This is a genomic window from Streptomyces sp. P9-A2, from assembly GCF_036634175.1.
GTDB lineage: Bacteria > Actinomycetota > Actinomycetes > Streptomycetales > Streptomycetaceae > Streptomyces > Streptomyces pratens.
In genome coordinates, this window is record NZ_JAZIFX010000001.1 from 106,120 (window position 1) to 129,150 (window position 23,031).

The window sequence follows — 23,031 nt, forward strand, 5'->3', positions numbered from 1 at the left end:
GGAGGAACGGGGGAGGACGGGACCGCTGTGCGGGTCCCGTCCTCCGGGGTGCGCTCCGGTCCGGCCGGTGCGCGGGTCAGACCGAGACGGGGGTCTCGTCGCGCGTCTTTGCTGCCAGTTGCCGGTTCAGCTTCTCGCCCTCGATGTCGAGGTCGGGCAGGGCCTTGTCGACGGACTTGGGCAGCCACCAGGCGGCACGGCCGAGCAGCGACATCACCGCCGGAACCAGCACCATGCGGACGACGAAGGCGTCGATGACCACGCCCACGGCGAGGGCGAACCCGATGGATTTGATGATCGGGTCGTCCATCAGGACGAAGCCTCCGAACACGGCCGTCATGATGAGCGCGGCGGCCGTGACGACGCGGGCGTTGTGGCCCATGCCGCTGACCACGGCGGCCTGCGGGTCGGCGCCGTGGACGAAGTCCTCGCGCATGCGGGAGACGAGGAAGACCTCGTAGTCCATGGCGAGGCCGAACAGGATGCCGATGAGCAGGATCGGCAGAAAGCTCACCAGCGGGCCGGGAGTGTCGACGCCCGCCAGGCCGGCGAGGTGGCCCTCCTGGAAGATGGCGACGGTGATGCCGAAGGTCGCGCCCACGGTGAGCAGGAATCCCAGGGCTGCCTTCAGCGGCACCAGGACCGACCGGAAGACCAGCATGAGCAGCAGGATGGACAGGCCCACCACCAGGAGCAGATACACCGGCAGGGCGTCGGCGAGCTTCTCCGAGACATCGATGCCCAGGGCGGTCGCGCCGGTGAGGGCGATGTCGGCGCCCTCGATGTCCGCGACCCGGTCGCGGATGTCGTGGACGGCTTCCTCGGTGGCGACGGCGGTCGGGCCGGCCTCGGGAATGATGGCCAGCAGGGCGGTGGTGCCCTGCTCGTTCAGCTGCGGTGGGGCCACGGCCAGGATGCCGTCGGTGTCCTTGATGAAAGCGGTGGCCTTCTCGACGGCCGCCCCGGTGGACTGGGCGTCCTCACCGTTGACGACGGCGATGAGACGGCCGTTGAAGCCCTCGCCGAAGCCCTCGGACGTCAGGTCGTACGCCTCGCGTGCGGGAGAGCCCTCGGCAGCGGTGCCCGCGTCCGGCAGGGCTATGCGCATGTCCTGGGCCGGCAGGGTGAGCGCGCCCAGCCCGAGGATGCCGACGACCAGGAGTGGGACGCGCAGCCTGGTGACGAGCCGGCCCCAGGTGAAGCCGAAGCCCTTGGCGACGGTGCCGTCCTCGGTGGCGTATCCGCCCGCGTGGCGCTGTTTGCGCGGCAGGATCTTCTTGCCGGCGAAGGAGAGGAAGGCCGGCAGCAGGGTGAGGGCGACCAGCACGGCGACGGCGACGGTGCCCGCCGCGGCCAGGCCCATCACGCTCAGGAAGGGGATGCCGACGACGGAGAGGCCGGCCAGGGCGATGACGACGGTGGCGCCGGCGAAGACGACGGCGGAGCCGGCGGTGCCGGTCGCCCGGCCGGCGGCCTCCTCGGGCTGGAGGCCCTCGGCAAGGTACTGGCGGTAGCGGGAGGTGATGAAGAGCGAGTAGTCGATGCCGACGGCCAGGCCCAGCATCAGCGCCAGGACGGGAGCGGTGGAGGTCAGTTCGATGACACCGGTCAGGGAGAAGAGGCCCGCCATGCCGACCGCGACGCCGATCAGCGCGTTCAGCAGGGTCATGCCGGCGGCGACCAGCGAGCCGAAGGTGACGACCAGGACCACCGCGGCGACCAGGACGCCGAGCGCCTCGGTGGAGCCGATCTCCACCTCGCCGCCCATGACCTCGCCGCCGTGCTCGACCCGCAGGTCCTCGATGTCGGCGCCGACGGCCTCGTAGGCCGACTTCTGCTCGTCGGTGACCTCGTCGGCGGCCTTGTCGAACTGCACCTGGATCAGGGCGTAGCGGCCGTCCTGGGAGACGGAGCCGGTCTGGAACGGCTCCATGGCAGCGATGACGCCGTCGATCCCGGAGGCTTCCTTCACCACGGGTGCCACCGCGGCGGGGTCCAGCTTCTCGCCCTCGGGCGCGGCGACGACGATGGCACCGGTGGCTCCGCCGGCCTGCGGAAACTGCCGTTCGAGGTCGTCCAGTGCCTGCTGGGACTCGGTGCCCGGCATGGAGAACTTGTCGCTGGTCGGGCCCATCAGGGTGGCCGCTCCGACACCCAGCAGGGTCAGCAGGAGCAGCCAGACCGCGGCTATTCGGCCTCTTCTGCGGAAGGAGAACCGTCCGAGCCGGTACAGCAAGGTCGCCATGGAGGAGGGGTCTTTCCGTTAGGGGGTCAACTGGGGGTGTGGTCAAGCGTCCGCAGCGCACTGCGAATCATTTCGGCGCGCAGCACCTCGTCCGGTGCCACCTCGTCATCAGTGGCACTGGTGATGAAGACGGCACCCAGTACCATCCACGCCGCCACCCGGGCCGGTGCCTGCCGCGAGCGGCCGGCCAGCGCGTCCAGCAGTCCGTCCGCCAGTTCCATGACATTGAGGTCCTGGTGGCAGGACATCTCGGCGATGTCCTCGAAGAGAAGCCGGATCTCGCGGCGGAACCGCAGCGTCAGGTCGACGTATCCGACGACGGCCTCCTCCACCAGCCGACCGCCCTCCAGCCCGGCCACGCGGTCGAGCAGCGTGGCGAGGGCGTCCCGGGCCGGGGTCAGCAACTCGGTGAGGATCTTTTCCTTGCCGGCGAAGTGGTAGAGGAGTGACGCCTTCGAGCAGCCCGCGTCGGAGGCGATGTCCTGCAACGAGGCGCCGCGGAAGCCGTGCACGGCGAACAGTCGCAGTGCCGACTCCAGGATCTGACCGCGCATGGCGGAGACGGAGCGTGCCATGCCCCAACCGTAACTGTCCGATCGGTCAGAACTGACCGATCGGACAGCGTGCCACTGTGGCTTGCGTCACTCTTTTCGCCCGAGGCCTGTACGGGGCGTACGCGGCCGACTTCGTCGGCGCGCACACGGAAGCCGGCCCTCGGAGAGTGCGGCACTGCGGGGCGTCACGCCGGGAGCGTTCACTGTTCGGGGTGGCCCTCGACGAGGTGTCGCAGCGAGGGGAGCAAGGCGTCGATGTCCTGTCCGCTCCGGCAGGCGACGACCGTGGTGCCACCGCCCGTCTCCGAGCGGGACCGCGGGCCCGCGGACAGGGCGAGCACCTCGCGCATCGCGGCATAGACCTCTCCGACAGGGGGCGGGGGACTCGCCCCGGAGCCATCGGCGCAGCACATGGTTATGGGCCGCGACCACGGACGCGACCACCGACGCGGCCATGAGCTCGGACCTGAGCGAGGCCGAATCGGTGGAGTCCCCCGGCCAGTTCGAGATGAACTCGCGGAACAGACGCCGGTAGCGGGCCACGCCGGCGATTTCGCGGTCGCGGAGCGCGGCGACCTTGCTGGTGAGTCGGTACCGCCGGCGGGCGAGGTCGCCTTTGAAGTTCCCCCGGGTCCTGGACAGCGGGTGTTTACGCTGCGGGGTGTCGATGACTATGGGTGAGGGCCGGCATGCACGCCGACCCTCACCAGCATGTGCTGCAGTGCCGCAACGGTCTACGGGTCGCTCAGGCCGTCATGGCAGGGTCCATTTCTGGTTGGGTCCGGTGTGGCAGGTCCACAGGTGGACGGGGGTGCCGTCGTTCCAGGTGCCGCCGGATACGTCGAGGCACTTGGCGGACCGGGGGTTGCGGACGGTGCCGTCGGGCTGGGGCGCCCATTCCTGCGCGCCGGTTCCGTTGCAGGTCCAGAGCTGAACCTTGGTGCCATCGGCACTCGCACCGCCGGAGACGTCGAGGCATTTGCCCAGGGCCCGGAAGGTGCCGTCGCCGGCCAGGGTCCACGTCTGGGCGCCGGTTCCGTTACAGGTCCACAGCTGGACCTTCGTGCCGTCCGCGCTGCCACCACCGTCCACGTCCAGGCACTTGCCGTTGACCCCCTTGACCGAACCCGACCGGGGGCCCGGCTGTGTGTCGCCCGACGTCTTGATCCGGACGTTGCGAAACGCGACGTCGTCGCCGTCGCCGTGGTTCTGGATTCCGATGTGGCCCTGCTGGAGGCTGCGCGCGGGGTCGGTATTGGTGAAGTCGTTGATCTTGCGCCCGTTGAGGAGGATCTCCAGTCGCTCGCCGGTGACACGGAGCTCGTAGGTGTTCCACTCGCCGGGCGGGTTCAGTGCGGCGTCACGTGCGGCGATGTCGGCGGACTTGAACCCGTACACGGCGCCCGTGGTGCGGTCGGCCGCGTCGGTCGCGTCGATCTGGATTTCGTAGCCGTTGTTCACCGCGGACCAGGGGTCGTCGGAGGCGGGGAAGCCGATGAAGACGCCCGAGTTGTCATCGCCGGGGGCTTTCCAGTCGAGCTTGAGGGAGTAGTCGCCGGTGAACTCCTTGGCGGAGTACCAGAGCATCCCGAGTCCGCCGTACGAGGTGAGGGTACTGTCGGCGAGGGTGAACCCGCCGGGACCGGCCTGTTTCCAGCCGGTCGTGGCGGAGCCGTCGAACAGGGACGTGTAGCCGGTCTCGGGGCGGCAGTCCGCCTCGGTCATGCCGGCCGCCCAGCGGATGCCGCCGAGGAGATGCCGGCGGAACACGGGGTCGGCGTAGGAATCGTCGGTGTGGCCGCCGCCGGTGTAGAAGGCCCGGCCGCCCTGGTAGTCCTTGCACCAGGCGATCGGATGGTCGCCGGACATGTTTCCGCCCGAGTAGCTGGACTCGTCGAGGGAGGCCAGCACATGGGCGGTGGTGCGGGGGTTGGTGCGGTAGTTGTACCACTCGTCGGTGCGCTGCCAGGTCGTGCCGAGATGGGCGGTGGCGTCGTGGGCGCGGTCCTCGACCTCGACGGTGGCGGACTGGATGGCCGGGTGGGAGTGGAAGAGGGCGCCGGCCAGTCCTTCGTAGAAGGGCCAGTCGTACTCGGTGTCGGCTGCCGCGTGGATGCCGACGTACCCGCCGCCCTCCTTGATGTACTGCTCGAAGGTGGTCTGTTGCGCGTCGTTGAGCACGTCACCGGTCGTGGAGAGGAAGACGACCGCCTCGTACCGGGCGAGATTTCCGGTGGTGAAGACCTGGGGGTCTTCGGACGCGTCCACGGTGAAGTTGTTGGCCGTACCAAGGGCCCGCAGTGCCGCGATGCCGTCGTCGATGGAGGAGTGCCGGAAGCCTGCGGTCCTGGAGAAGACCAGGATCTCGTAGGCGGGATCGGCAGCCGGAGCGGGCGCGGGGCGCGGGGCCGCCTCCGCTCGTGAGGACGCGCCGGCCGGCTGGTCACCGACACCGGGCACGGCCATGGCCTGTGGTGTCATACAGAGCGCGATGCCGGTGAACAGGCCGAGAGCCGCCTTGAGTCGAGTGTTCATGTACGGTCGCCTCCTTCCTACGGAAGAGTCCATTTCTGGTTGGGTCCGGTGTGGCAGGTCCACAGGTGGACGGGGGTGCCGTCGTTCCAGGTGCCGCCGGATACGTCGAGGCACTTGGCGGACCGGGGGTTGCGGACGGTGCCGTCGGGCTGGGGCGCCCATTCCTGCGCGCCGGTTCCGTTGCAGGTCCAGAGCTGAACCTTGGTGCCATCGGCACTCGCACCGCCGGAGACGTCGAGGCATTTGCCCAGGGCCCGGAAGGTGCCGTCGCCGGCCAGGGTCCACGTCTGGGCGCCGGTTCCGTTACAGGTCCACAGCTGGACCTTCGTGCCGTCCGCGCTGCCACCACCGTCCACGTCCAGGCACTTGCCGTTGACCCCCTTGACCGAACCCGACCGGGTTCCGCTGCCGGAGGTGGTGAAGGAGTACTCGTCGACATCGAACAGCGAGCCGGTGCCGCCCTTGAAGACCAGGAACAGCGTCGTGGAACCGGTGGGCTGATCGGACAGATCGGTGGTCACGTCCTGGAAGACCTCCCAGCCGCCGGTCACCGGCACGGTCGCCGTGCCGAGCACGGTGCCGGTCGGGGACCCGGCGCGTACCTCGATGGTGCCGCCCGCGCCTTCGGAGGAGACCCGGGCGGTGAACTCGGTGGCGTTGTCCAGGGCGTACGGGGCGAAGGAGACCCAGTCGCCGTTGTCGATGTGGCCGACGGTCTTGCCGCCATGGGCAGGGCTGTGGTTGACGACCTGGACACCGGCGGAGTCGCCGTAGTGCTCGGCCTGCCGGTGGGTGGGCTGGGTGATGTGCTGGTCGTGTGCGGTCAGCGCGGGCTGGCCGTTCGCGCCCTTGTCGGTGTACTCGGCGTCGATGACGCCGAAGATGTTGGCGTTGGGGTCGTGTTCGCCGTCGGCCAGGGTCTGCAGCGTGCCGGTGCAGCCGGTGGCCGAAGTCTGCGGGTGGCCGTGGCTGTCGTGCCCGACGATGAACGAGACCTTCACCTTGGAGCAGTCGACGGTGCCGTCCTCAGGGTCGGTCACCGTCACTGCGAACGGGATCGCGGCACCGAAGTCGTAGATGCGTCCGTCCGCAGGCAGGTCGATCCGCACTGTGGGTGCGGTGTTCCCGACGGTGATCTGCACGGACGCCGTAGCGGTCTTGCCGGTGGTGTCCGTGACCTTCAGTGTGGCCGTGTACTGGCCGTTGGCCGAGTAGGTGTGGGAGGGGTCGGCGGCGGTGGAGGTCGCGCCGTCGCCGAAGGCCCAGGAGTGGCCGAGGGTGTCTCCGTCCGGGTCCGAGCTGCCGGCCGAGGAGAAGGAGACGGTCAGAGGTGCCTTGCCGGAGGTGACGTTCGCCTTGGCCTGCGCGATCGGGGCGCGGCCGCCGGTGACGTGTTCGATGCGGTACAGGGCGGAGTTTTCGTCGCCGTTGAAGTAGCCGGTGCCGTAGTCGAGGACGTAGAGAGCGCCGTCCGGACCGAAAGCCATGTCCATCACCTGGGTGCCGCTCCAGGGGAAGGGGTTGATGGACTGTACGGTGCCGTCGCCGACCGCTTCGATGCGTTTGATCCAGCGGCGGCCGAACTCGCCGGCGAAGAAGTCGCCGTCGAACTCCTGCGGGAACTTGACCTCGGAGGTGGAGCCGGCGTCGTAGTGGTAGACGGGGCCGCCCATGGGGGACTCGGAGCCGCCGCCGAACTCCGGTACGGAGGTGCCGTTGTAGGGGATCCAGGCGGGTTGGGCAGGCGGCAGGTCGGTCAGGCCGGTGTTGCGCGGCGAGGTGTTCTTGGGTGCCGAGCAGTCGAAGGTGGTGCCCGGAGTTCCGGTGGCGAAGTTGTGATCGGTGTAGGCGTCGTTCTTGCCGGTGCAGTACGGCCAGCCGTAGTTGCCCGCCTTGGTGATGCGGTTGAACTCGACCTGGCCCTCGGGTCCGCGATCGGGCTTCGCGGTCCCTGAGTCGGGACCATAGTCGCCGAGGTAGACGGTGCCTGTGGCCTTGTCGACGCTCATCCGGAACGGATTGCGAAAGCCCATCGCGTAGATCTCGGGCCGGGTCCTGGCGGTACCGGGCGGGAAGAGGTTGCCACTGGGTATCGAGTACGTTCCGTCGGCGTCGACCTTGATGCGCAGGACTTTTCCACGCAGGTCATTGGTGTTGCCGGAGGAACGCTGGGCGTCGTAGGCGGGGTTGCGGGTCGCACGCTCGTCGATCGGGGTGTAGCCGTCGGAGGCGAACGGGTTGGTGTCGTCACCGGTCGACAGGTAGAGGTTGCCCGCCGCGTCGAAGTCGATGTCGCCGCCGACGTGGCAGCAGATGCCACGGGACGCCTGGACGTCGAGGATCTTTTTCTCGCTGGTGGGGTCCAGGGTGCCGTCGGTCTTCAGGACGAACCGGGAGAGTCGGTTGACACCGTCGAACGGCGTGAAGTCGGAGGCCGATCCGTCAGAGGGTGCGTCACCGCTCGGAGTGCTCAGCTTGGGGGCGTAGTACAGGTAGACGAAGCGGTTGGAGGCGAAGGCCGGGTCCACCGCGACGCCTTGCAGGCCTTCCTCGTCATGGCTGTAGACGTCGAGTCTGCCCGCCACCTTCGTGTTTCCGGCTCCGTCCGTGAGCCGGACGGAGCCGTCGCGCGAGGTGTGCAGTACGGAACGGTCCGGCAGCACGGTCAGGGTCATGGGCTCGCCCGTTTCGGCCACCCCCTTGGCGAGCGTGACCTGCTGGAACTCCGCGACCGCTGCCCTGGGGCCGTCGGCCGGGCCCGGCGGTGCGGCAGCCGCTGCTCCCGGTGTCAAGCAACCGGTGGCACACGCCACGGCCAGCGCTAACAAGCGGACGAGTCCGGGTCTGAGCAGTTTTGTGCGCACAGACGTCTCCCGAGGTGTGGGGTAGACAACAGGACATGATCAGTCCTGTCGAGGGGAGCATCGGCGCGCGCCGTCGCGCCGTCGAGCCAGGCTTCAGATGCATGACCGGTTCGATTCAAGGAAGTTAGCGGCCTTGGTTCCGGCGCGTAACCCCTTTCGTGAGAGATCTCTCGACTTTCTCCTTGATCGGGACAAAGCTCGCGGGGTGTCGGATGTGGGATCTTGCCCATCGCCGCCCGTTGCCGTCCGTTGCCGTCCGGACAAAATCGCTGGAGCGCTCGGACCAGCCGGTGGCCTCGCGTGGAAGAAGTACATCTCCCCGTGGGCGAAGGACACCACGCCCTCAATCACCAACGGGGCAGCTCGAGGCACTTGCCATCCTCTGCAATTCGTCCTGGGGCGGGTTCGTCCATGCGGATCCAGGCGAGCTCCTGCGAATTCAGCGCGGCCGGGCGGTCCAGCGTCGCCTGCCGGCCGGGGTCCGGCCGGCAGCATTACCGGTCTCCCTTCCCAGGCGCCGAGGCAGTTCACCAAGGCCTGCCCGATGGGTCCGCGGGGTGCGTTTTGTCCGGCTCCTGAGCTATGGCGCTACGGAGAACAAGCTCACGCGCGAGGCCGGCGCCTTCATTAATTTCCGGGACTACAAGTTCCAGGTGGAGTTACCCCGGCCTGTCAGACACTGATGGGCTTGCGATCCATGCGGCTGTGCAGAGCACCCCATGTGGCGCCTTCGCGGCGTGACGACGTTCGCACTCGGCCGGGCTGAGCCGGCCGTTCGCCGAATGGCGGCGCCGAGGGTTACAGAAGCCTTCGATGCAGGCAACGCAGCTGCGGGACGGAGACTTACGAGGCCAGCCGCCCTCGTGCGTGGTGACCGGAGTCGGTCGGCCCGACGCCGCTTTCGGGCCGGCTGATCTCGGCCCACACCGCGTCGAGGGAGAGGCCGAGGACGTCGGCGATCGCCGCGACGGTCGGGAAGGCGGGGGTGGCCACGCGGCCCGTCTCGATCTTACGGAGGGTCTCTGGTGAGACACGTGCGGCGAGCGCGGTATCGAGCATCGAGCGCTCTCCCCTGGCCCGGCGCAGGAGGGCGCCGAGGCGCTGTCCGCGTTCGATCTCTGCGGGAGTGAGCGGCAACCTGACCATGACCCCGATTCTAGTACCGGTACAGTATGGCCGGTATAGTTATTGGCCACATGAGAAGGGCGCCGCATGATCGAGATCCTGAACCCCACCCTGTTGGCCCGCGCAAGAGACACAGGTGCCCTGGTCGCCGACATCCTGCAGACGCTGAAGAGCCGTAGCGCGATCGGCACGAACCTTCTGGACGTCGACCGGTGGGCCAAGGCCATGATCGTCGAGGCGGGAGCCACGTCCTGTTACGTCGACTACGAGCCGTCCTTCGGACGCGGCCCGTTCGGTCACTACATCTGCACGGCCGTCAACGACGCCGTGCTCCACGGACGGCCGCACGACTACACGCTTGCCGACGGCGATCTGCTGACACTCGACCTCGCCGTCTCCCAAGGGGGAGTCGCTGCAGACGCTGCCATCAGCTTCATCGTGGGCGACGCAAAGCCCCCGGAGAGCGTCGCGATGATCAGCGCAACCGAACGCGCGCTGGCCGCAGGGATCGCCGCTGCCGGGCCCGGGGCCCGCATCGGCGACATCTCCCATGCCATCGGCACGGTCCTCAGCGGGGCGGGGTACCCGATCAACACCGAGTTCGGAGGTCATGGCATCGGATCGACGATGCACCAGGACCCGCACGTTTCGAACACCGGACGGCCTAGCCGTGGATACAAACTGCGCCCTGGGCTGCTGCTGGCACTGGAGCCGTGGGCCATGGCGGACACCGCCGAACTCGTCGTTGATGCCGACGGGTGGACACTCCGAAGCGCGACAGGCTGCCGGACGGCACACAGCGAGCACACGATCGCCATCACCGACGACGGAGCCGAAATCCTCACCTTGCCGAAGCAAGCACAGCCGTGAGGCCGGAGGCCCCCGTGCCCCTCTCCTCCAAACATCCCTCGGGCATGGGAATGGTCCAGCCGACCTCAGCCGCATGACCCGTACGGCGCCGTACCGCTGCGGGCGGCAGGAAGGCATCGGACATTGCCGAAGCCTGCAGCCTGTTCCCGTAGCCGTTGGATCTCGTCGCGCCGGGCAGTGAAGCCCCCCCTCCGGCCTGGACAGCCTGATACTGGGACGGAAGATCCCGGAGAAAGCAGTCGCAGGCAGTGAATAAAAGGGCAATACGGGCAAGCGGTGCATGCTGGAGTTCAAGCGGGATGCCGTCACGCCGGCGCTGTCGTCGGACAAGACAGTCACCGTGAAGTTTCCCCCAGGTCCTGGACAGCGGGTGTTTACGCTGCGGGGTGAACGCCGGTGCCGCCGAACTTCGTGATGGCGCCGTCCTGTTCCGCACGACGGACGATGCCGACCGCCTTGTCACCGCGTTGCGCCGGCAGGCGTACCAGCCGCCGGCCGTTCTTTCCGTGGACTCCGATGACGGCCACTGTGCTCATGGTTCCTACGCTCCTGCCGGGCTGGTCGTGCGGGTGTGCGTCACGGGTGCGCGGCTCCTGCGGCCATGGGCGCGCCACCGTGACGCGCGCCTGTCAGCCGGCTGACGTTCGCGTCGGCGCATGCCCGGCCGGCTGGCCGGGCGGGCGGCTCAGACCGGGAACGGCAGACCGGCGGCGTGGAACAGCCGGTCACACGAGTACGTGATCGACGAAGCACCAGCGCCAGTTCTCTCCGGGCTCATGTGTCCGCATCACGGGGTGTCCCGTTTCCCGGTGGTGCCCCGTCGCGTGCCGTCCCAGCGACGAGTCGCAGCAGCCGACGTGACCGCAGCTGAGACACAGACGCAACTGCACCGGATCCGTGCCGTCCCGCAGACACTCCGGACACGTCTCGGTGAGTGGGACGGGTTCCGGGAGCGGCAGCGCGTCGGCGTGCGTGCACTGTTTCATGATGGCCAGATTACGACGGCTGCGCAGATCACTGCGCGGATCACTGCGCGGAGATTCGGGGGTGGGCACGACATGGACGTGATGCCGCTGCTGTTGCTGGTGGCGGGCAGTGCCGCGATCTCCGCCGCCGCCAGACGCACTCCGGTGCCGGCCCCGCTGCTGGTGGTCGCCGCCGGTCTCGCGGTCAGCTACGTCCCCGGCGTGCCCGTCTACACGCTCGACCCGCACATCGTCCTCCCTCTCATCCTGCCCCCGCTGCTGCACACGGCTGCCACAGACAGCTCCTACCTCGGTCTGCGGGCGCAGCTGCGCCCGGTCGCGCTGCTGTCGGTGGGGTACGTGCTGTTCGCGACCTTCGTCGTCGGCTGGGCCCTGTACCTGCTCGTGCCGGGCCTGTCGCTCACCGCGGCTCTGGTGTTCGGTGCCGTGGTGGCCCCGCCGGACGCGGTCGCGGCGACGGCGGTGGCGCGCCGGGTCGGACTGCCGTCCCGGATCACCACGATCCTCCAGGGCGAGTCCCTGCTGAACGACGCCACCGCGATCACCGCGTTCCGGGTGGCCGTGGCGGCGGCCGTCGGCGAGGGCGCGACCTGGGCCGGGGGGATCGGGGAGTTCCTGCTCGCGGCGTTCGGCGGCCTCGCGTTCGGCCTGGTGTTGATGGTTCCGCTGCACTGGCTGCGCACCCACGTGAAGGAGGCGCTGCTGCAGAACACGCTCTCCCTGCTGATCCCGTTCGTCGCCTACGCCGCTGCCGAGCAGGTGCACGCCTCCGGGGTCATCGCGGTCGTGGTCGTCGCGCTCTTCCTGGGACACCGCGCGTGGGAGGTCGATTTCGCCACCCGGCTCCAGGAAGAGGCGGTGTGGAAGATGGTCGCGTTCGTCCTGGAGGCCGCGGTGTTCGCGCTCATCGGACTGCAACTGCCGATCGTCATTGGAGGACTCGGGGAGTACGCGGGCGCCGAGGCCGCCTGGTACGCGCTGGCCGTCTTCGCGGTGGTCGTCGTCGCGCGGTTCGTATGGGTGTACCCGGCGACCTTTCTGCCACCGCTGCTGTCGGCGCGGATCCGGGAACGCGAGGGAAGACCCGGCTGGAAGTCGCCGTTCGTCATCGCATGGGCCGGCATGCGCGGCGTGGTCTCGCTGGCCATCGCCTTCTCGATCCCGCTCACCGCCGGCGGCGCCGACTTCCCGCAGCGCAACCTGCTGCTCTTCCTGACCTTCACCACGGTCATCGGCACGCTGGTGGTGCAGGGGCTGACGCTGCCCCCGCTGATCCATCTGCTGAAGATCCCCAAACGCGACATCCAGGCCGAGACCCTCGCGGAGGCCAACGCCCAGGCGCAGGCTTCGCGGGTCGCCGAGCAGCGGCTGGACGAGCTCCTGTCCGACGAGCGCAACGCTCTTCCGGCCCCGCTCGCCGACCGTCTGCGCACCGTCCTGGAGCGCCGGCGCAACGCCGTCTGGGAACGTCTGGGCCAGGCCAACCCGGTCACCGGGGAGTCCGTGGACGACACCTACCGGCGGCTGTCACGGGAGATGATCAGCGCGGAACGTGACGTGTTCGTCAGACTCCGCGACGCCCGCTACCTCGACGACGAGATGCTGCGTACCTTGCTGCGGCGGCTGGACCTGGAGGAGGCGGCGGTGTATCGGGAGACGGCATAGAACGGCCCCCCGGTGCTCATGGGAAGGGGAACCTGGTGACGGCGGCGACGACCGTGCTTTTGCCCGGAAACGCACTCTCTTCGACCAGGGCGACAAGGACATACGGCATCTTGGCCATATGGGCACGTTCAACGGGTATGCCGTGGCGGTGTTCGAAGTCCTGGGCGAACTCCTCGAGGGGTCTCCCCTGTTTGTGGACATCTCCTGAAGATCGGATTGCGTGGTCCGAGAAGGAGGTGTCCAGGTGGATGCCGCCCGATATCCCGAGGAGTTCGAGCGGGACGCGGTCGAGCTCGGCGAATCCATCCCTCTGCCGAAACACCGGACCGCGGAGCGGACCCAGGGCGCCACGAGGCGCTCTGTTTGCATCCCCGGTTCGACCGGGAGGAACTCGGAAGAAGGTTCCTGGGCCGAATGACTTAGAGCTTGTCTCATGTGGTGAGTTTCGCGAGCTTCTTGTAGCAGGTCAGGGCCGCTGCGAGTCCGAGGAAGGCCAGGGAGTGGCTGCCCTTGCGCTCGTATCGGACGGTCAGGCGGCGGTAGCCGAAGAGCCAGGAGATCGACCGTTCGATCTTCCAGCGGTGCCGGCCGAGACGCTCGCCGGACTCGACGCCGGGCCCGGCGATGCGCGGGACGATGCCCCGCTCGCGCAGCCGCTTCAGCCTCTCGGCGCAGTGGTACGCCTTGCCGACGCGGAGCCGGCCGGGGTGGCGCCTGCGCGGGCCGCGCCTCGAGCGGATGGCGGGTATGCCCAGGACCAGCAGCAGCGCCTGGCTGTCGTGGGCGTTCGCGCCGGAGACGCCGAGAGCGAGGGGTAGGCCCTGCGCGTCGGACAGGACATGGAGTTTGCTGCCCTTCTTGCCCCGGTCGACCGGATTGCGCCCGGTCGGCGATCCCCCTTTTTCGCGCGGACCGAGGCCGCGTCCACGATGACCGAGGTCCGGTCCACCTCGCCGCGGGCTCCGAGTTCGTCCAGGACGGCCCGATGCAGCCGCCACAGCCCGTCCTTGGTCCATGCGGAGAACCGGCGGTGCGCGGTGGCCGGCGAGACACCGAATGTCTCCGGCAGATGGCGCCAGGCACAGCCGCTGGTCAGTACGTACACCACAGCCGTGAACACCGCTCGCTCATCGACCGGGGCCGTGCCTCCACCCTGCGGACGGGAAGTGAACGAAGGCAACAACGGTGCGACGAGCGACCAGAGTTCGTCAGGAACCAACCGCTGCGACAAACCAACAACCATGGCAAAGCATCATGCCGCATTCACCTAACGCCACGTGAGACACCCTCTTAGCCCCCACGCTGTCGCGGTGGACACTTCCTTGTCCGCATCAGAGTTCGAGACCCTACCCCTCAGCTCCGTGGCCGACGCGACGACCGGCAAGCAAGACTTCGAACTACTCGCCGGGCTCCCAGACGTCTTCGCCGACGACCGCGACGAAATCGCGGTCAAAGTCTTCCGCCTGCACGCCTATAAGGGCGGCCAGACCAGTCTCCAGCTCCTTCGGCTGAGCACGGAAGTGCGCCATATGCTGACCGTCCTTGCAGCCCGCGAGTCGGTGCCCTCCCCCACGTGCGGAGAAATCTTCCGCAAGGCGGACGAGCCGACCTGCCGCAGTAGGCAAGGAGATTGCCACTCAGGGCCGTTGGCGCCAGCAATACAACGCAGCCTGACGGACTGTCTACTGCTCAGACTGCCGTCCGCGACCAGCGTGAGCACCCCGAGAACCGGTCACACCAGCCCTTTGGCCTGCGTCTTCAAGTTGGCGGAGGCTTCGTGTGGAACATGCCTTCGCTCACACCGAGCCCTGCAAGGTCCTCCGCGACTGCCGGCAACGCGGGCGATAGCCTCCACTACGTGGTCCAGGCCGTCGCCCGCATGCACAACCTCGCCCTCGCCGCATGAGCGGACAGTCGGGCCGCCCACTTCAGGCTGCCCGATCACAGCCTTCTGCGGCACGCTTCGGGTGGGTTTCGTCCGAGGTCAGTGGCCCCTGCGCACTCGGGCCGCCGCCCGGGCCTCCGCCGCCTTGCGGGCCTCGGCGGCCTTGCGGGACTCCTTGACGGGACGGCTCGGACGGCTGCCGAGGCCGCGGAAGGGCGCGTTGCCGCTGTTGGCCTTCGTCCCGGCCGGCGGGCGCTTCGCACCGGTGATGGCGGTCAGCGTCGCCTCGCCGGAGCGCACCGGGGTGACGGTCGGCCGGACACCGGCATCGGACATCATCCGGTTCACCTCGCGCCGCTGGGCGGGAGTGACCAGGGTGACCACGGTCCCGGACTGTCCGGCCCGCGCTGTGCGCCCGCCGCGGTGCAGGTAGTCCTTGGGGTCGGCCGGCGGATCGACGTTGACGACGAGGTCGAGCGCGTCGATGTGAATACCCCGTGCCGCGACGTTGGTGGCCACCAGCACGGTGATGTCACCGTCCGCGAACCGGGCGAGCGTGTGCGTGCGCTGCGGCTGCGACTTGCCGCTGTGCAGGGCACCGGCCCGCACACCGCCGGCCCGCAGATGACGTGTGAACTGGTCGACGCCCGCCTTGGTGTCCAGGAACATCAGCACCCGGCCGTCCCGAGCGGCGATCTCGGTCGCCGTGGCGTACTTGTCGGCAGGATGAACGGTCAGGACGTGATGGTCCATCGTGCTCACCGAGCCGGCCCCGGGGTCGACCGACGCGTGGACCGGGTCGTTCAGATGACTCCGCACCAGCTGCTCGACGTGGCGGTCGAGCGTGGCCGAGAACAGAAGCCGCTGCCCGTCGGAGGGGACCTGTTCCAGGATGTCCGAGACCTGCGGCAGAAACCCCAGGTCGCACATCTGGTCCGCCTCGTCCAACACCGTGATCCGAACGTGGTTCAGATGACAGTCCCGGCGCGACACGAGGTCGGCCAGCCGCCCCGGCGTCGCGACGACCACATCGGCGCCGCTCCGCAGCTCCGCCACCTGCCGGTTGATCGACAGCCCGCCGACCACTGTCGCCAGCCGTACGTTCAGCGTCCGCGCGTACGGCACCAGGGCGTCGCTCACCTGCTGGGCGAGCTCCCGGGTCGGCACCAGGACCAGCGCGAGGGGCCGCTTCGCCTCCGCCCGTCGGCCCGCCGTCCGGACGAGCAGAGCGAGCCCGAAGGCCAGCGTCTTGCCGGACCCTGTGCGCGCCCGTCCGAGGACGTCGCGACCGGCCAGCGCGTCGGGCAGCGTCGCCGCCTGGATGGGGAACGGTTTCGTCACCCCGAGCCCTCCCAATGTCTTCACCAGCTCCGGCGGCAGCCCGAACGCGTCGAAGGACGCGGCCGGGATCACCTCCGGCGACACTGTCACTCGCGGGGACGTGCCACCCCTGGAGAGTCCGGAGGCCGACGGCTTCGCGTTCATGAGGCACCTTCCTGATCTGGCGCCCGGAACGCACCGGGGTCCGTACCGTTCGGTACGGACCCCGGTGTAATGAAGCGCGGGCACAGTTTATCAGCGGCCCGGTAGGGCCCTCATCCCTGATCTTGGACACTCGAGACGCTGGATCCTGAGAATCCGGGAACGGACATGTCGTGGCCATGAAGCGCTGTCCGCCGGAGTTCGAGGCGGGCGCGGTCACGCTGTACGAGTCGCGGCCCGAGGCGGCGATCAAGCAGATCGCCGTCGGCCTGGGGAACGACACAATGAAAGACATGGCATCGAGCCCTGCCTGCGCTCCAGGTCCTCGACCGAGGTGGTTCAGAGCCCCATACGGGTGAACGTCATATGCGCGACTCCGCTGGGCGAGGAGGCGGCCTCGACCTCGTAGTTCTTCTCCAGGCCTTCCAGTCCGTCCCAGAGGCGTACGCCTCTGCCGAGCAGAATCGGGACCACCACGATGTGCATGTGGTCGACGAGCCCGGCGGCAAGGAAGTCGCGGATCACGGTGGGCCCCCCGCCGATGCGTACGTCCTGGCCCCCCGCAGCCTCGCGGGCCGTTTCGAGCGCCTTCGCAGGCGAAGCGTCGAGGAAGTGGAATGTCGTGCCACCCTCCATCTCGATCGACGGACGCGGGTGATGGGTGAGGATGAAGGTCGGTGTGTGGAACGGCGGGTTGGGCCCCCACCATCCCTCCCACTTCGGGTCCTCTTGCCATCCGGGGTGGCCGAACTTCCCGGCGCCCATGATCTCGGCGCCGATCCCGGGCGTGAACTGCCGCGTGAAGGCGTCGTCGAGGCCGCCGGTCCCGCCGGGCCGGCCGATCATCTTGTGCCACCACCGGGTGGCGAACATCCACTCGTGCAGTCTTTCGGCGGCGTGGCCGAACGGTGCGTCATGGCTCTGCCCCTCACCGGTGCCGAAGCCGTCGAGCGAGACGGAGAAGTTGTGGACGCGGACGAGTGACATGGCTGGCGACTCCTGGGAACGTATGAGGCGGGCGATGGCGTCACGGGCTTCCTTCAGCTTCATGTTCCTCACCGCCTTCAGCAACGGCAGCCCGTACACAGGTGTCGCGGCATTCGACCGTGCTGCGTTGCTTGTACCACTCTTCAGTGAGGCATTGGGGCCGTCCGCCGCGTGGGCCTTTACGCAAGCGGGCGGCCTGGCTGTCGGCCTTCTCCGGGCAGGACGCCGAACAGGCTCCGGTGGTTCGGTCGATTTTCCTTGAGCCTGGACAGCGGGTGGTTGGTCGACATCGAGAAGCGGCGTCGAACGTGTCCGGCCCGTACCGCAGGGGTGGGCCGGCGAGCTGAGGACTCCCGCCGAATCGCAGTATGTCCCTGCGCGGGTGGGCGGGCACCGCGATCAGCTGCGACGGGAGGGGGCCGGCTGCGTCAGGCGCACTCGGATGCGGCGTAGGGCGGCTGAGATGCCGCATGCTTTGCGGACCCGGTACCTGGATGCACGCGCGACACCGGTCATGTCGGCGGGCGATCGGGGGTTCCGCGGTCTCCGGCCTGATCAGGCGGCTGGCTGCAGTCGGACGCAGCATTGTCCGAGGCTGGGCACCAGGCATGCCTGGAGTCCTGCCTCGCCCCTGCCCTTGAGGACACCGCGAAGCAGGTGGAGGTTCATGCCGCACACCGTCCGGGTGTGCTCCCGGGCCAGCGCGTGGAAGGGGCAGTTCGCCAGAACGATGGCGTCGTCCTCGTGGCGTGGCTCGAAGCCGTAGCGCTCCAGCAGGTCGAAGACGTTCGTCTCGTTCTGCTCGCCCAGTTGCGTGCCGAGTTCTTCGGCCTTTCGGTGCAGCACCTTGCGTACCGGCTCATCTGTCGCGTCGGATTCCTCCACGGCTTGGGCAAGGAGTTGTCCGGCCAGCTCGTAGCGGCGGTCCGGCAGGTTGATGGCGACCTGTTTCGTCGAGCGGCGGTAGAGCTTGGCCGGCCTTCCCGCGCCCGGTCCGGAGCGTCCGCTGCGGCGTTCGTAGACGACGTCCAGCAGCGATTCGTCGGCCAGCCGGTCCAAGTGGAACGCGACGGTCCGCCGAGCCAGCCCGAGGGCGGCGGCCGCCTCGTCACGGCCGACGGGACTCGGCTGACGCACCACATGGTCGTACAGCCTCCTGCGGGTCGGCTCGTCAAGAGCGGCTATGGCGGAGACATCCGGGTCGCGTACTTCCTTCGGGGTGTCCACGAACACCAGTGTAAAACCCACAGCCATTGACTATAGAAAGGATCGGCGATTCTATTACCAATGAACCTTGTCGATAGAAGGAGGGGGCCATGTCCTCCGTAACCACAAGCACCACCTCCGCCGCTCCGCGGCGGGCGGTGCTCACCGACCCCGGCTACCAGGCGTTCGTGATCCTGCGTGTCGGCTTCACCGTGGCGCCGATCCTGTTCGGGCTGGACAAGTTCGCCAACCTGCTCGTGGACTGGCCCACCTACCTCGCGCCGTGGATCGACGACCTGGCTCCCGGCAGCGCCCAGGCGGCCATGTACGCGGTGGGGACGATCGAGATCGTGGCCGGCCTCGCCGTGGCGCTGGCTCCGCGCTTCGGGGGCTGGCTCGTGGCCGGCTGGCTGGCCGGCATCATCGTCAACCTGCTGACCATCCCGGACTACTACGACATCGCCCTGCGCGACTTCGGACTGCTCCTCGGCGCCGTCGCGCTCGCACGGCTCGCCCAGCACTACCACGCCGAGCGGCGGCCGTGAACAGACGCCGAGCGCACTGAACCCCTCCAGCGGGTGGAGCCTCACGGCGCCACCCGCAGCGCCGCGCCTCCTCTGATCGCCCGGAATCCTGTTATCAGCCGCGCGCGCGAGAGCGATGGAGCAGATCCGATGAGACGGTGAAGCCGGCCGGCTGCGCGTGCTGGAGGACCGGCTGGCACGGAAACGCGCCGACTGGGCAGCCGGGCGGGTGCGCGTGGTGCGCGGCGGCAAGCGCCTGGCCCGGATGCGGCACCAGCTGCCCGCCGCGCAGTTGTCCGAGGGCGAGTGGCGTGGGCGCTGGGAGGCGGCCCGCTGGTTTTTGCGGGCGGACGGGGAGAGCGGCAAGCAATAGGGGAACGAGACGATCCGCATCGCACCAAACGGTGAGGTGAGCATCCGGCTGCCCGCTCCGCTCAAGGAGTTGGCGAATGCCCCGCCCGGCCGGTACGTGCTCACCGGCCGGGCGGCCTTTGCGCACCGGGGGCCGGAGTGGGCCGACCGGGTGGCGGCGAACCGGGCCATCGCCTACCGCATCCACCACGACCCGGCCCGGGCGCGCTGGTATGTGACCGCGTCCTGGCAGACCCCCGTCACACACACGATCCCCCTGACAGCGGCGCTGGCCGACGGGGTGATCGGGGTCGACATGAACGCCGACCACTTCGCCGCCTGGCGCCTGGACACCCACGGCAACCCCACCGGCAGCCCGCGCCGCTTCTGCTTCGACCTGACCGGCACCGCCGGCCACCGCGATGCCCAGGTCCGCCACGCCCTGACCCGGCTGCTGCACTGGGCCCGTACCTGTGGGGTGCGGGCGATCGCGGTCGAAGACCTGGACTTCACCACCGAGAAGACCCGCGAGAAACACGGCCGCAACAAACGGTTCCGCCGACTGATCTCCGGCCTGCCCACCGGCCGGCTCCGCGCCCGCCTGACCTCGATGGCCGACGCCATGGGCATCACCGTCGTCGCCGTCGACCCGGCCTACACCTCGAAGTGGGGCGCCCAGCACTGGCAGAAACCCCTGACCAGCAGCACCCGCAGGACCACCCTCCCCCAAGCTCTCGACTGCGCTCAAGCAGGGGGCACCCCCATCGACGCAGCCGCCGTGGCGATCGCACGACGCGCCCAGGGGCATCCGCTCCGGCGTCGGACGGCACCGCCCCGTGCACACCGGAGTGATGTGCACGGGCATCGGACCGTCCAGGCCGGACCGGATGCCCCCGGGCGTGAGGGACCCCGCCGCCGCCTTCCCGGACCACGGACACGATCCGTGCCGCCGGACGCGGAACGAACGCGGGCGACCAGGACACCCAACACCGTTCGGGGCGTCCGCGGCGAGCGGGAGTGGGTCCAGGACTCACTCCCGCTCACTGACTAGGAACGGTCCGTCCCGTATCAGCAGTCAGGTCGAGGGAAAACTCCGCGCCCCCGTCGAGCGCCATGAGGATCACTACAGCGCCACTGCCGTAGTCGATGACCTCGAAATAGGCGCGCTCCCCGAGCCCTTCGACCGGTGTCTTGACGATCTTGGGGCCGGTAGTGGTTTCGACGGCTTCGCCGTTGGCCTCGAACTCCGCTCGCGGGTCGGTCACCTTGTGCAACTTCAACCGTATGGTCAGCGTTCGGGAGACCGGGTCGTCCGCCCTCTTCGCGATGAGGGAGGCGTTGCACTCCGCGACGTCCATCGCCCGGTGCCGGTGCTCCCCGTGCGTGGAGTCGTCACTCCGGTCGTAGACCACGCTCACGGCGGCCATTTCCGCGTCCGCGCACAGGTTGCCGCTCATCCGGTATCTCGCGTCCGGCCCGTCGGGGGCATCCGTGGACAGCAGAAGCGACCCACCCCAGACCGCTGTAACCAGCACGGCACCGCCCAGTGCCCACACCGCACTTCCACCGCGACGCGGGAGTGGGCTGCGCCGAACCCGGTTCGGGCTGTTCTTCGGGCTCGCGCGTCCGCTGCGACGAGGTATGCACCAGGTGAACCTACGTCACCTCCGCTGTCGCCCCTCCCCCACCACCTGAATCCGCGGCCGGTGCGAGCGGATCCATGGTCGGGCCGAGGTGCGCGGCCACCAGGTCGTCGCGGTCGGCGGCATCCGGGAAGGAGACGATCGCCATGTGCTCGCCGTGGCCGTGGTCGCACCGCACCAGCGCCGTCTGCGCCGCCAGGTCGAGGGTGGCTACGACGAACAGGACCAGTCGGCGCCGAGTTCGTCGGCGACGCGGATGGACACCAACGTCTTACCCGTGCCCGCAGCCGACACATACAGCGCCCGAGTGTTCGCCCGGCGCAGACGCCGCGCCGAGCGTGAGACGGCCTTGGCCCGACCGGGAAGGAATACCGCCCTTTCAGCCGGCCTGGCGTGGAACAGCGATCGCGGTCGTACAGCTCTTCCTCGATCCGAAGCGGCGCCGACCGACACCGACCACATGTGCCGCCGGTCGGTGTGCTGTTACCGGAGGGTGTACTCGCCCATGTGCTTGCCGTCGACGCCCCCGGGCCCTCGGCGACCTTCTTCCCGTCGACGGTGATTGGGCAAGGGCTGCGGCGAACCGGCCGTTGCACAGCGTCACGGGCGCGGCGGTCCGCCGCCGACATGCGCCTGCTGTCGGCCGGCCCACCGGCCCGGCGTATGCGGCTTTCGGTCAGGTCGGGGACGGGACGCGGTGAGAGGTTGCGCGGTCCGTCGCGCATGACCGTCCCACCCCCGACCGCAGCACACCTACCCCGCTCCCCTTTGAGAGTCCTTGGCCTGGGCCGGTGCGGGTCGGATCACCATCGATACCAACGGCCGCGGCCACCACCGGCGGCGGTGGAGCGCATCACGAAACCCAGCAGCCACAGCACCAGCACGGCGAGGGCCACCCACCACAGAATCTTGACGGCGAAACCCGCACCGAAAAGGATCACCGCGAGAAGCAGAACAAGAAGCAGGGGAACCATGGTTATCGACCTCCTGCGGCTCCGTCTGCCCTGTCATTTTCCCTCCATTCCTGGGCGGCGCCTTGTTTGCGAAGGAGTAGCCGGGGCACAAGAGGCTTTACCGCGACAGCGGCACCAAAAGGATATGAGGAGGCGTGTTCCATGACTGCCGGCAAGAAGGCCAAGGCGAAGACCGAGCAGGCCGAGGGAAAGGCCAAGGAGGCCCTGGGAAGCGCCCTCGGCAACGACCGCATGGCCGCCGAGGGGCAGGCGCAGAAGAGTAAGGGCGACGCCCGTGAGGCCAAGGAAAAGGCCAAGGACGCCTTCAAGCACTGACGCGCTGTACCGGTCGAGGGTCTTCCCGGAAAAATCCGGGAAGACCCTCGATTTGCTTCGGCGAGCACCGCTCACCCCTTGTACTCCGGGCGTTTACCATCGGCAGCCGCCACCCCAGCCGCGCGGGAGGCCGGCGAGCTGTGATGATCCTTCCCGGCAGCACAGTGACCCCGTTCCCGCACGACCGGTCCCCCTGGCGTCCGGAGGTGACCGCTGCACAATGCACGCGGCCCTTGCATGGCTTGTCCCTGCCGCGCCTCTCCCCTCCCCCAGGCCCACTGCGTAGGTTCGGAACGCCGCTGGAGTCAGAACCGGATGGCGGAGTGACTGCCGGGGTGCAGAGAAAAGATCTGGTCGAGGCCGACGGTGCGCAGCACGCGCAGTGTGCGGGGCGGGACAGCTGCGAGCGCGATATCCGCCCGGGCGACGTGAGCATGGCCGCGGGCCGCGATCAGGGCGGGGAGTCCGCCAGCGGCAAGGAAGCCGGCGGGAGCGGTGCGGTCCGTCGACCCTCAGCGGGCGATCCCGCGGACACGGTGCTTGATGAGGTGACGCGCGTACCACCCCGCACACGCTGCCCGGCCTCGTAGCGGCGCATGCCGAAACGGCCTTCCTGCACGGCTCCGCCATATCCCTGGGCACTGTCAGGAGTCGTATCCGTCGAGGACGCCGACAGTATGCTCCTCAGCGCCCTTCTCGATGCCCGGCGCCGCCATGCGGCAGGCGGCTGGGGCCTCGTTCGCCTCGGCCCCTCGGCAGCAGGCCGTCGGTCGGCTGCCGATTGTCAGTGGCACGCTCGAACAGTTCACGATCCCCGGCA

The 23,031-nt window shown here is 68.9% G+C and carries 20 protein-coding genes and 3 pseudogenes; 5 read left to right on the forward strand and 18 right to left on the reverse strand.

The window, feature by feature from the left end; translation table 11 throughout:
- Positions 1-76: 76 nt before the first annotated feature.
- The 6 genes and pseudogenes from V4Y04_RS00480 to V4Y04_RS00505 form a co-directional block, all read right to left on the reverse strand.
- Positions 77-2,245, reverse strand: a complete 2,169-nt coding sequence (locus V4Y04_RS00480; RefSeq protein WP_332424949.1) for an MMPL family transporter — start codon at positions 2,243-2,245, stop codon at positions 77-79.
- A gap of 26 nt (positions 2,246-2,271) precedes the next feature.
- Positions 2,272-2,820, reverse strand: coding sequence for a TetR/AcrR family transcriptional regulator (locus V4Y04_RS00485; RefSeq protein ID WP_332424951.1), 549 nt, complete (start codon positions 2,818-2,820; stop codon positions 2,272-2,274).
- A gap of 179 nt (positions 2,821-2,999) precedes the next feature.
- Positions 3,000-3,417: pseudogene (locus V4Y04_RS00490) on the reverse strand (TetR family transcriptional regulator); the annotation flags it as partial.
- Positions 3,418-3,552: 135 nt separating this feature from the next.
- Complete coding sequence (locus tag V4Y04_RS00495) at positions 3,553-5,334, reverse strand: ThuA domain-containing protein (protein WP_332424953.1); 1,782 nt, start codon at positions 5,332-5,334, stop codon at positions 3,553-3,555.
- A gap of 17 nt (positions 5,335-5,351) precedes the next feature.
- Positions 5,352-8,198 (reverse strand): PQQ-dependent sugar dehydrogenase, encoded by a 2,847-nt coding sequence (locus V4Y04_RS00500; protein WP_332424956.1) that lies wholly within the window; start codon positions 8,196-8,198, stop codon positions 5,352-5,354.
- An 843-nt stretch (positions 8,199-9,041) separates the two neighbouring features.
- Positions 9,042-9,344, reverse strand: a complete 303-nt coding sequence (locus V4Y04_RS00505) for a helix-turn-helix domain-containing protein (protein WP_332424958.1) — start codon at positions 9,342-9,344, stop codon at positions 9,042-9,044.
- Between the two features lie 66 nt (positions 9,345-9,410).
- On the opposite strand from V4Y04_RS00505, the gene map reads away from it, so the two are divergent.
- A complete protein-coding gene (map, locus tag V4Y04_RS00510) occupies positions 9,411-10,193 on the forward strand; it encodes a type I methionyl aminopeptidase (protein WP_332424959.1) in 783 nt (260 codons plus the stop codon).
- 374 nt (positions 10,194-10,567) lie between these two features.
- Here the strand turns inward: map and V4Y04_RS00515 are convergent, their stop codons facing one another.
- Positions 10,568-10,729, reverse strand: coding sequence for a hypothetical protein (locus V4Y04_RS00515; RefSeq protein WP_332424961.1), 162 nt, complete (start codon positions 10,727-10,729; stop codon positions 10,568-10,570).
- A gap of 189 nt (positions 10,730-10,918) precedes the next feature.
- Entirely contained in the window at positions 10,919-11,179 is a 261-nt protein-coding gene (locus V4Y04_RS00520) for a UBP-type zinc finger domain-containing protein (RefSeq protein ID WP_332424962.1), read from the reverse strand.
- A gap of 72 nt (positions 11,180-11,251) precedes the next feature.
- On the opposite strand from V4Y04_RS00520, the gene V4Y04_RS00525 reads away from it, so the two are divergent.
- Complete coding sequence (locus V4Y04_RS00525; protein WP_332424964.1) at positions 11,252-12,844, forward strand: Na+/H+ antiporter; 1,593 nt, start codon at positions 11,252-11,254, stop codon at positions 12,842-12,844.
- Positions 12,845-12,860: 16 nt separating this feature from the next.
- Here the strand turns inward: V4Y04_RS00525 and V4Y04_RS37605 are convergent, their stop codons facing one another.
- From V4Y04_RS37605 to V4Y04_RS00555, 6 genes are all read right to left on the reverse strand, one after another.
- A complete protein-coding gene (locus V4Y04_RS37605) occupies positions 12,861-13,166 on the reverse strand; it encodes a hypothetical protein (protein WP_443079927.1) in 306 nt (101 codons plus the stop codon).
- A gap of 109 nt (positions 13,167-13,275) precedes the next feature.
- Positions 13,276-14,087, reverse strand: a protein-coding gene (locus tag V4Y04_RS00535; RefSeq protein ID WP_332424965.1) for an IS5 family transposase whose coding sequence is annotated in 2 segments (ribosomal slippage) — positions 13,276-13,748 and positions 13,748-14,087 — 813 coding nt in all. Because the reading frame shifts where the segments join, the coding sequence is not laid out codon by codon here.
- A gap of 154 nt (positions 14,088-14,241) precedes the next feature.
- Positions 14,242-14,373 carry a hypothetical protein gene (locus V4Y04_RS00540; RefSeq protein ID WP_332424967.1) on the reverse strand — a complete coding sequence of 44 codons (132 nt, stop codon included), beginning with the start codon at positions 14,371-14,373 and terminating at the stop codon, positions 14,242-14,244.
- Positions 14,374-14,828: 455 nt separating this feature from the next.
- Positions 14,829-16,214: a DEAD/DEAH box helicase gene (locus V4Y04_RS00545; protein ID WP_332424969.1), complete on the reverse strand. Its 1,386-nt coding sequence runs from the start codon at positions 16,212-16,214 to the stop codon at positions 14,829-14,831.
- 336 nt (positions 16,215-16,550) lie between these two features.
- Complete coding sequence (locus V4Y04_RS00550) at positions 16,551-17,198, reverse strand: dihydrofolate reductase family protein (RefSeq protein ID WP_332432654.1); 648 nt, start codon at positions 17,196-17,198, stop codon at positions 16,551-16,553.
- A 555-nt stretch (positions 17,199-17,753) separates the two neighbouring features.
- The gene (locus tag V4Y04_RS00555) at positions 17,754-18,431 is read right to left on the reverse strand and encodes a helix-turn-helix transcriptional regulator (protein ID WP_332432655.1); all 678 of its coding nucleotides are present in this window, start codon (positions 18,429-18,431) and stop codon (positions 17,754-17,756) included.
- A gap of 83 nt (positions 18,432-18,514) precedes the next feature.
- Between V4Y04_RS00555 and V4Y04_RS00560 the strand changes: the two genes are divergently transcribed.
- Positions 18,515-18,949, forward strand: coding sequence for a hypothetical protein (locus tag V4Y04_RS00560; protein WP_332424971.1), 435 nt, complete (start codon positions 18,515-18,517; stop codon positions 18,947-18,949).
- A gap of 148 nt (positions 18,950-19,097) precedes the next feature.
- Positions 19,098-20,330: pseudogene (locus V4Y04_RS00565) on the forward strand (IS200/IS605 family accessory protein TnpB-related protein); the annotation flags it as partial.
- Here the strand turns inward: V4Y04_RS00565 and V4Y04_RS00570 are convergent.
- From V4Y04_RS00570 to V4Y04_RS00580, 3 genes are all read right to left on the reverse strand, one after another.
- Complete coding sequence (locus V4Y04_RS00570; protein ID WP_332424973.1) at positions 20,320-20,736, reverse strand: hypothetical protein; 417 nt, start codon at positions 20,734-20,736, stop codon at positions 20,320-20,322. The pseudogene V4Y04_RS00565 and the gene V4Y04_RS00570 overlap by 11 nt on opposite strands.
- Positions 20,737-20,935: 199 nt before the next feature.
- Entirely contained in the window at positions 20,936-21,070 is a 135-nt protein-coding gene (locus tag V4Y04_RS00575) for a hypothetical protein (RefSeq protein ID WP_332424975.1), read from the reverse strand.
- Between the two features lie 655 nt (positions 21,071-21,725).
- Positions 21,726-21,896, reverse strand: a complete 171-nt coding sequence (locus tag V4Y04_RS00580; protein WP_332424976.1) for a hydrophobic protein — start codon at positions 21,894-21,896, stop codon at positions 21,726-21,728.
- 141 nt (positions 21,897-22,037) lie between these two features.
- Here V4Y04_RS00580 and V4Y04_RS00585 point away from each other — a divergent pair, with 141 nt between their 5' ends.
- A complete protein-coding gene (locus V4Y04_RS00585; RefSeq protein WP_332424978.1) occupies positions 22,038-22,211 on the forward strand; it encodes a CsbD family protein in 174 nt (57 codons plus the stop codon).
- Positions 22,212-22,516: 305 nt separating this feature from the next.
- Here the strand turns inward: V4Y04_RS00585 and V4Y04_RS00590 are convergent.
- Positions 22,517-22,678: pseudogene (locus V4Y04_RS00590) on the reverse strand (anti-anti-sigma factor); the annotation flags it as partial.
- Positions 22,679-23,031: the final 353 nt, after the last annotated feature.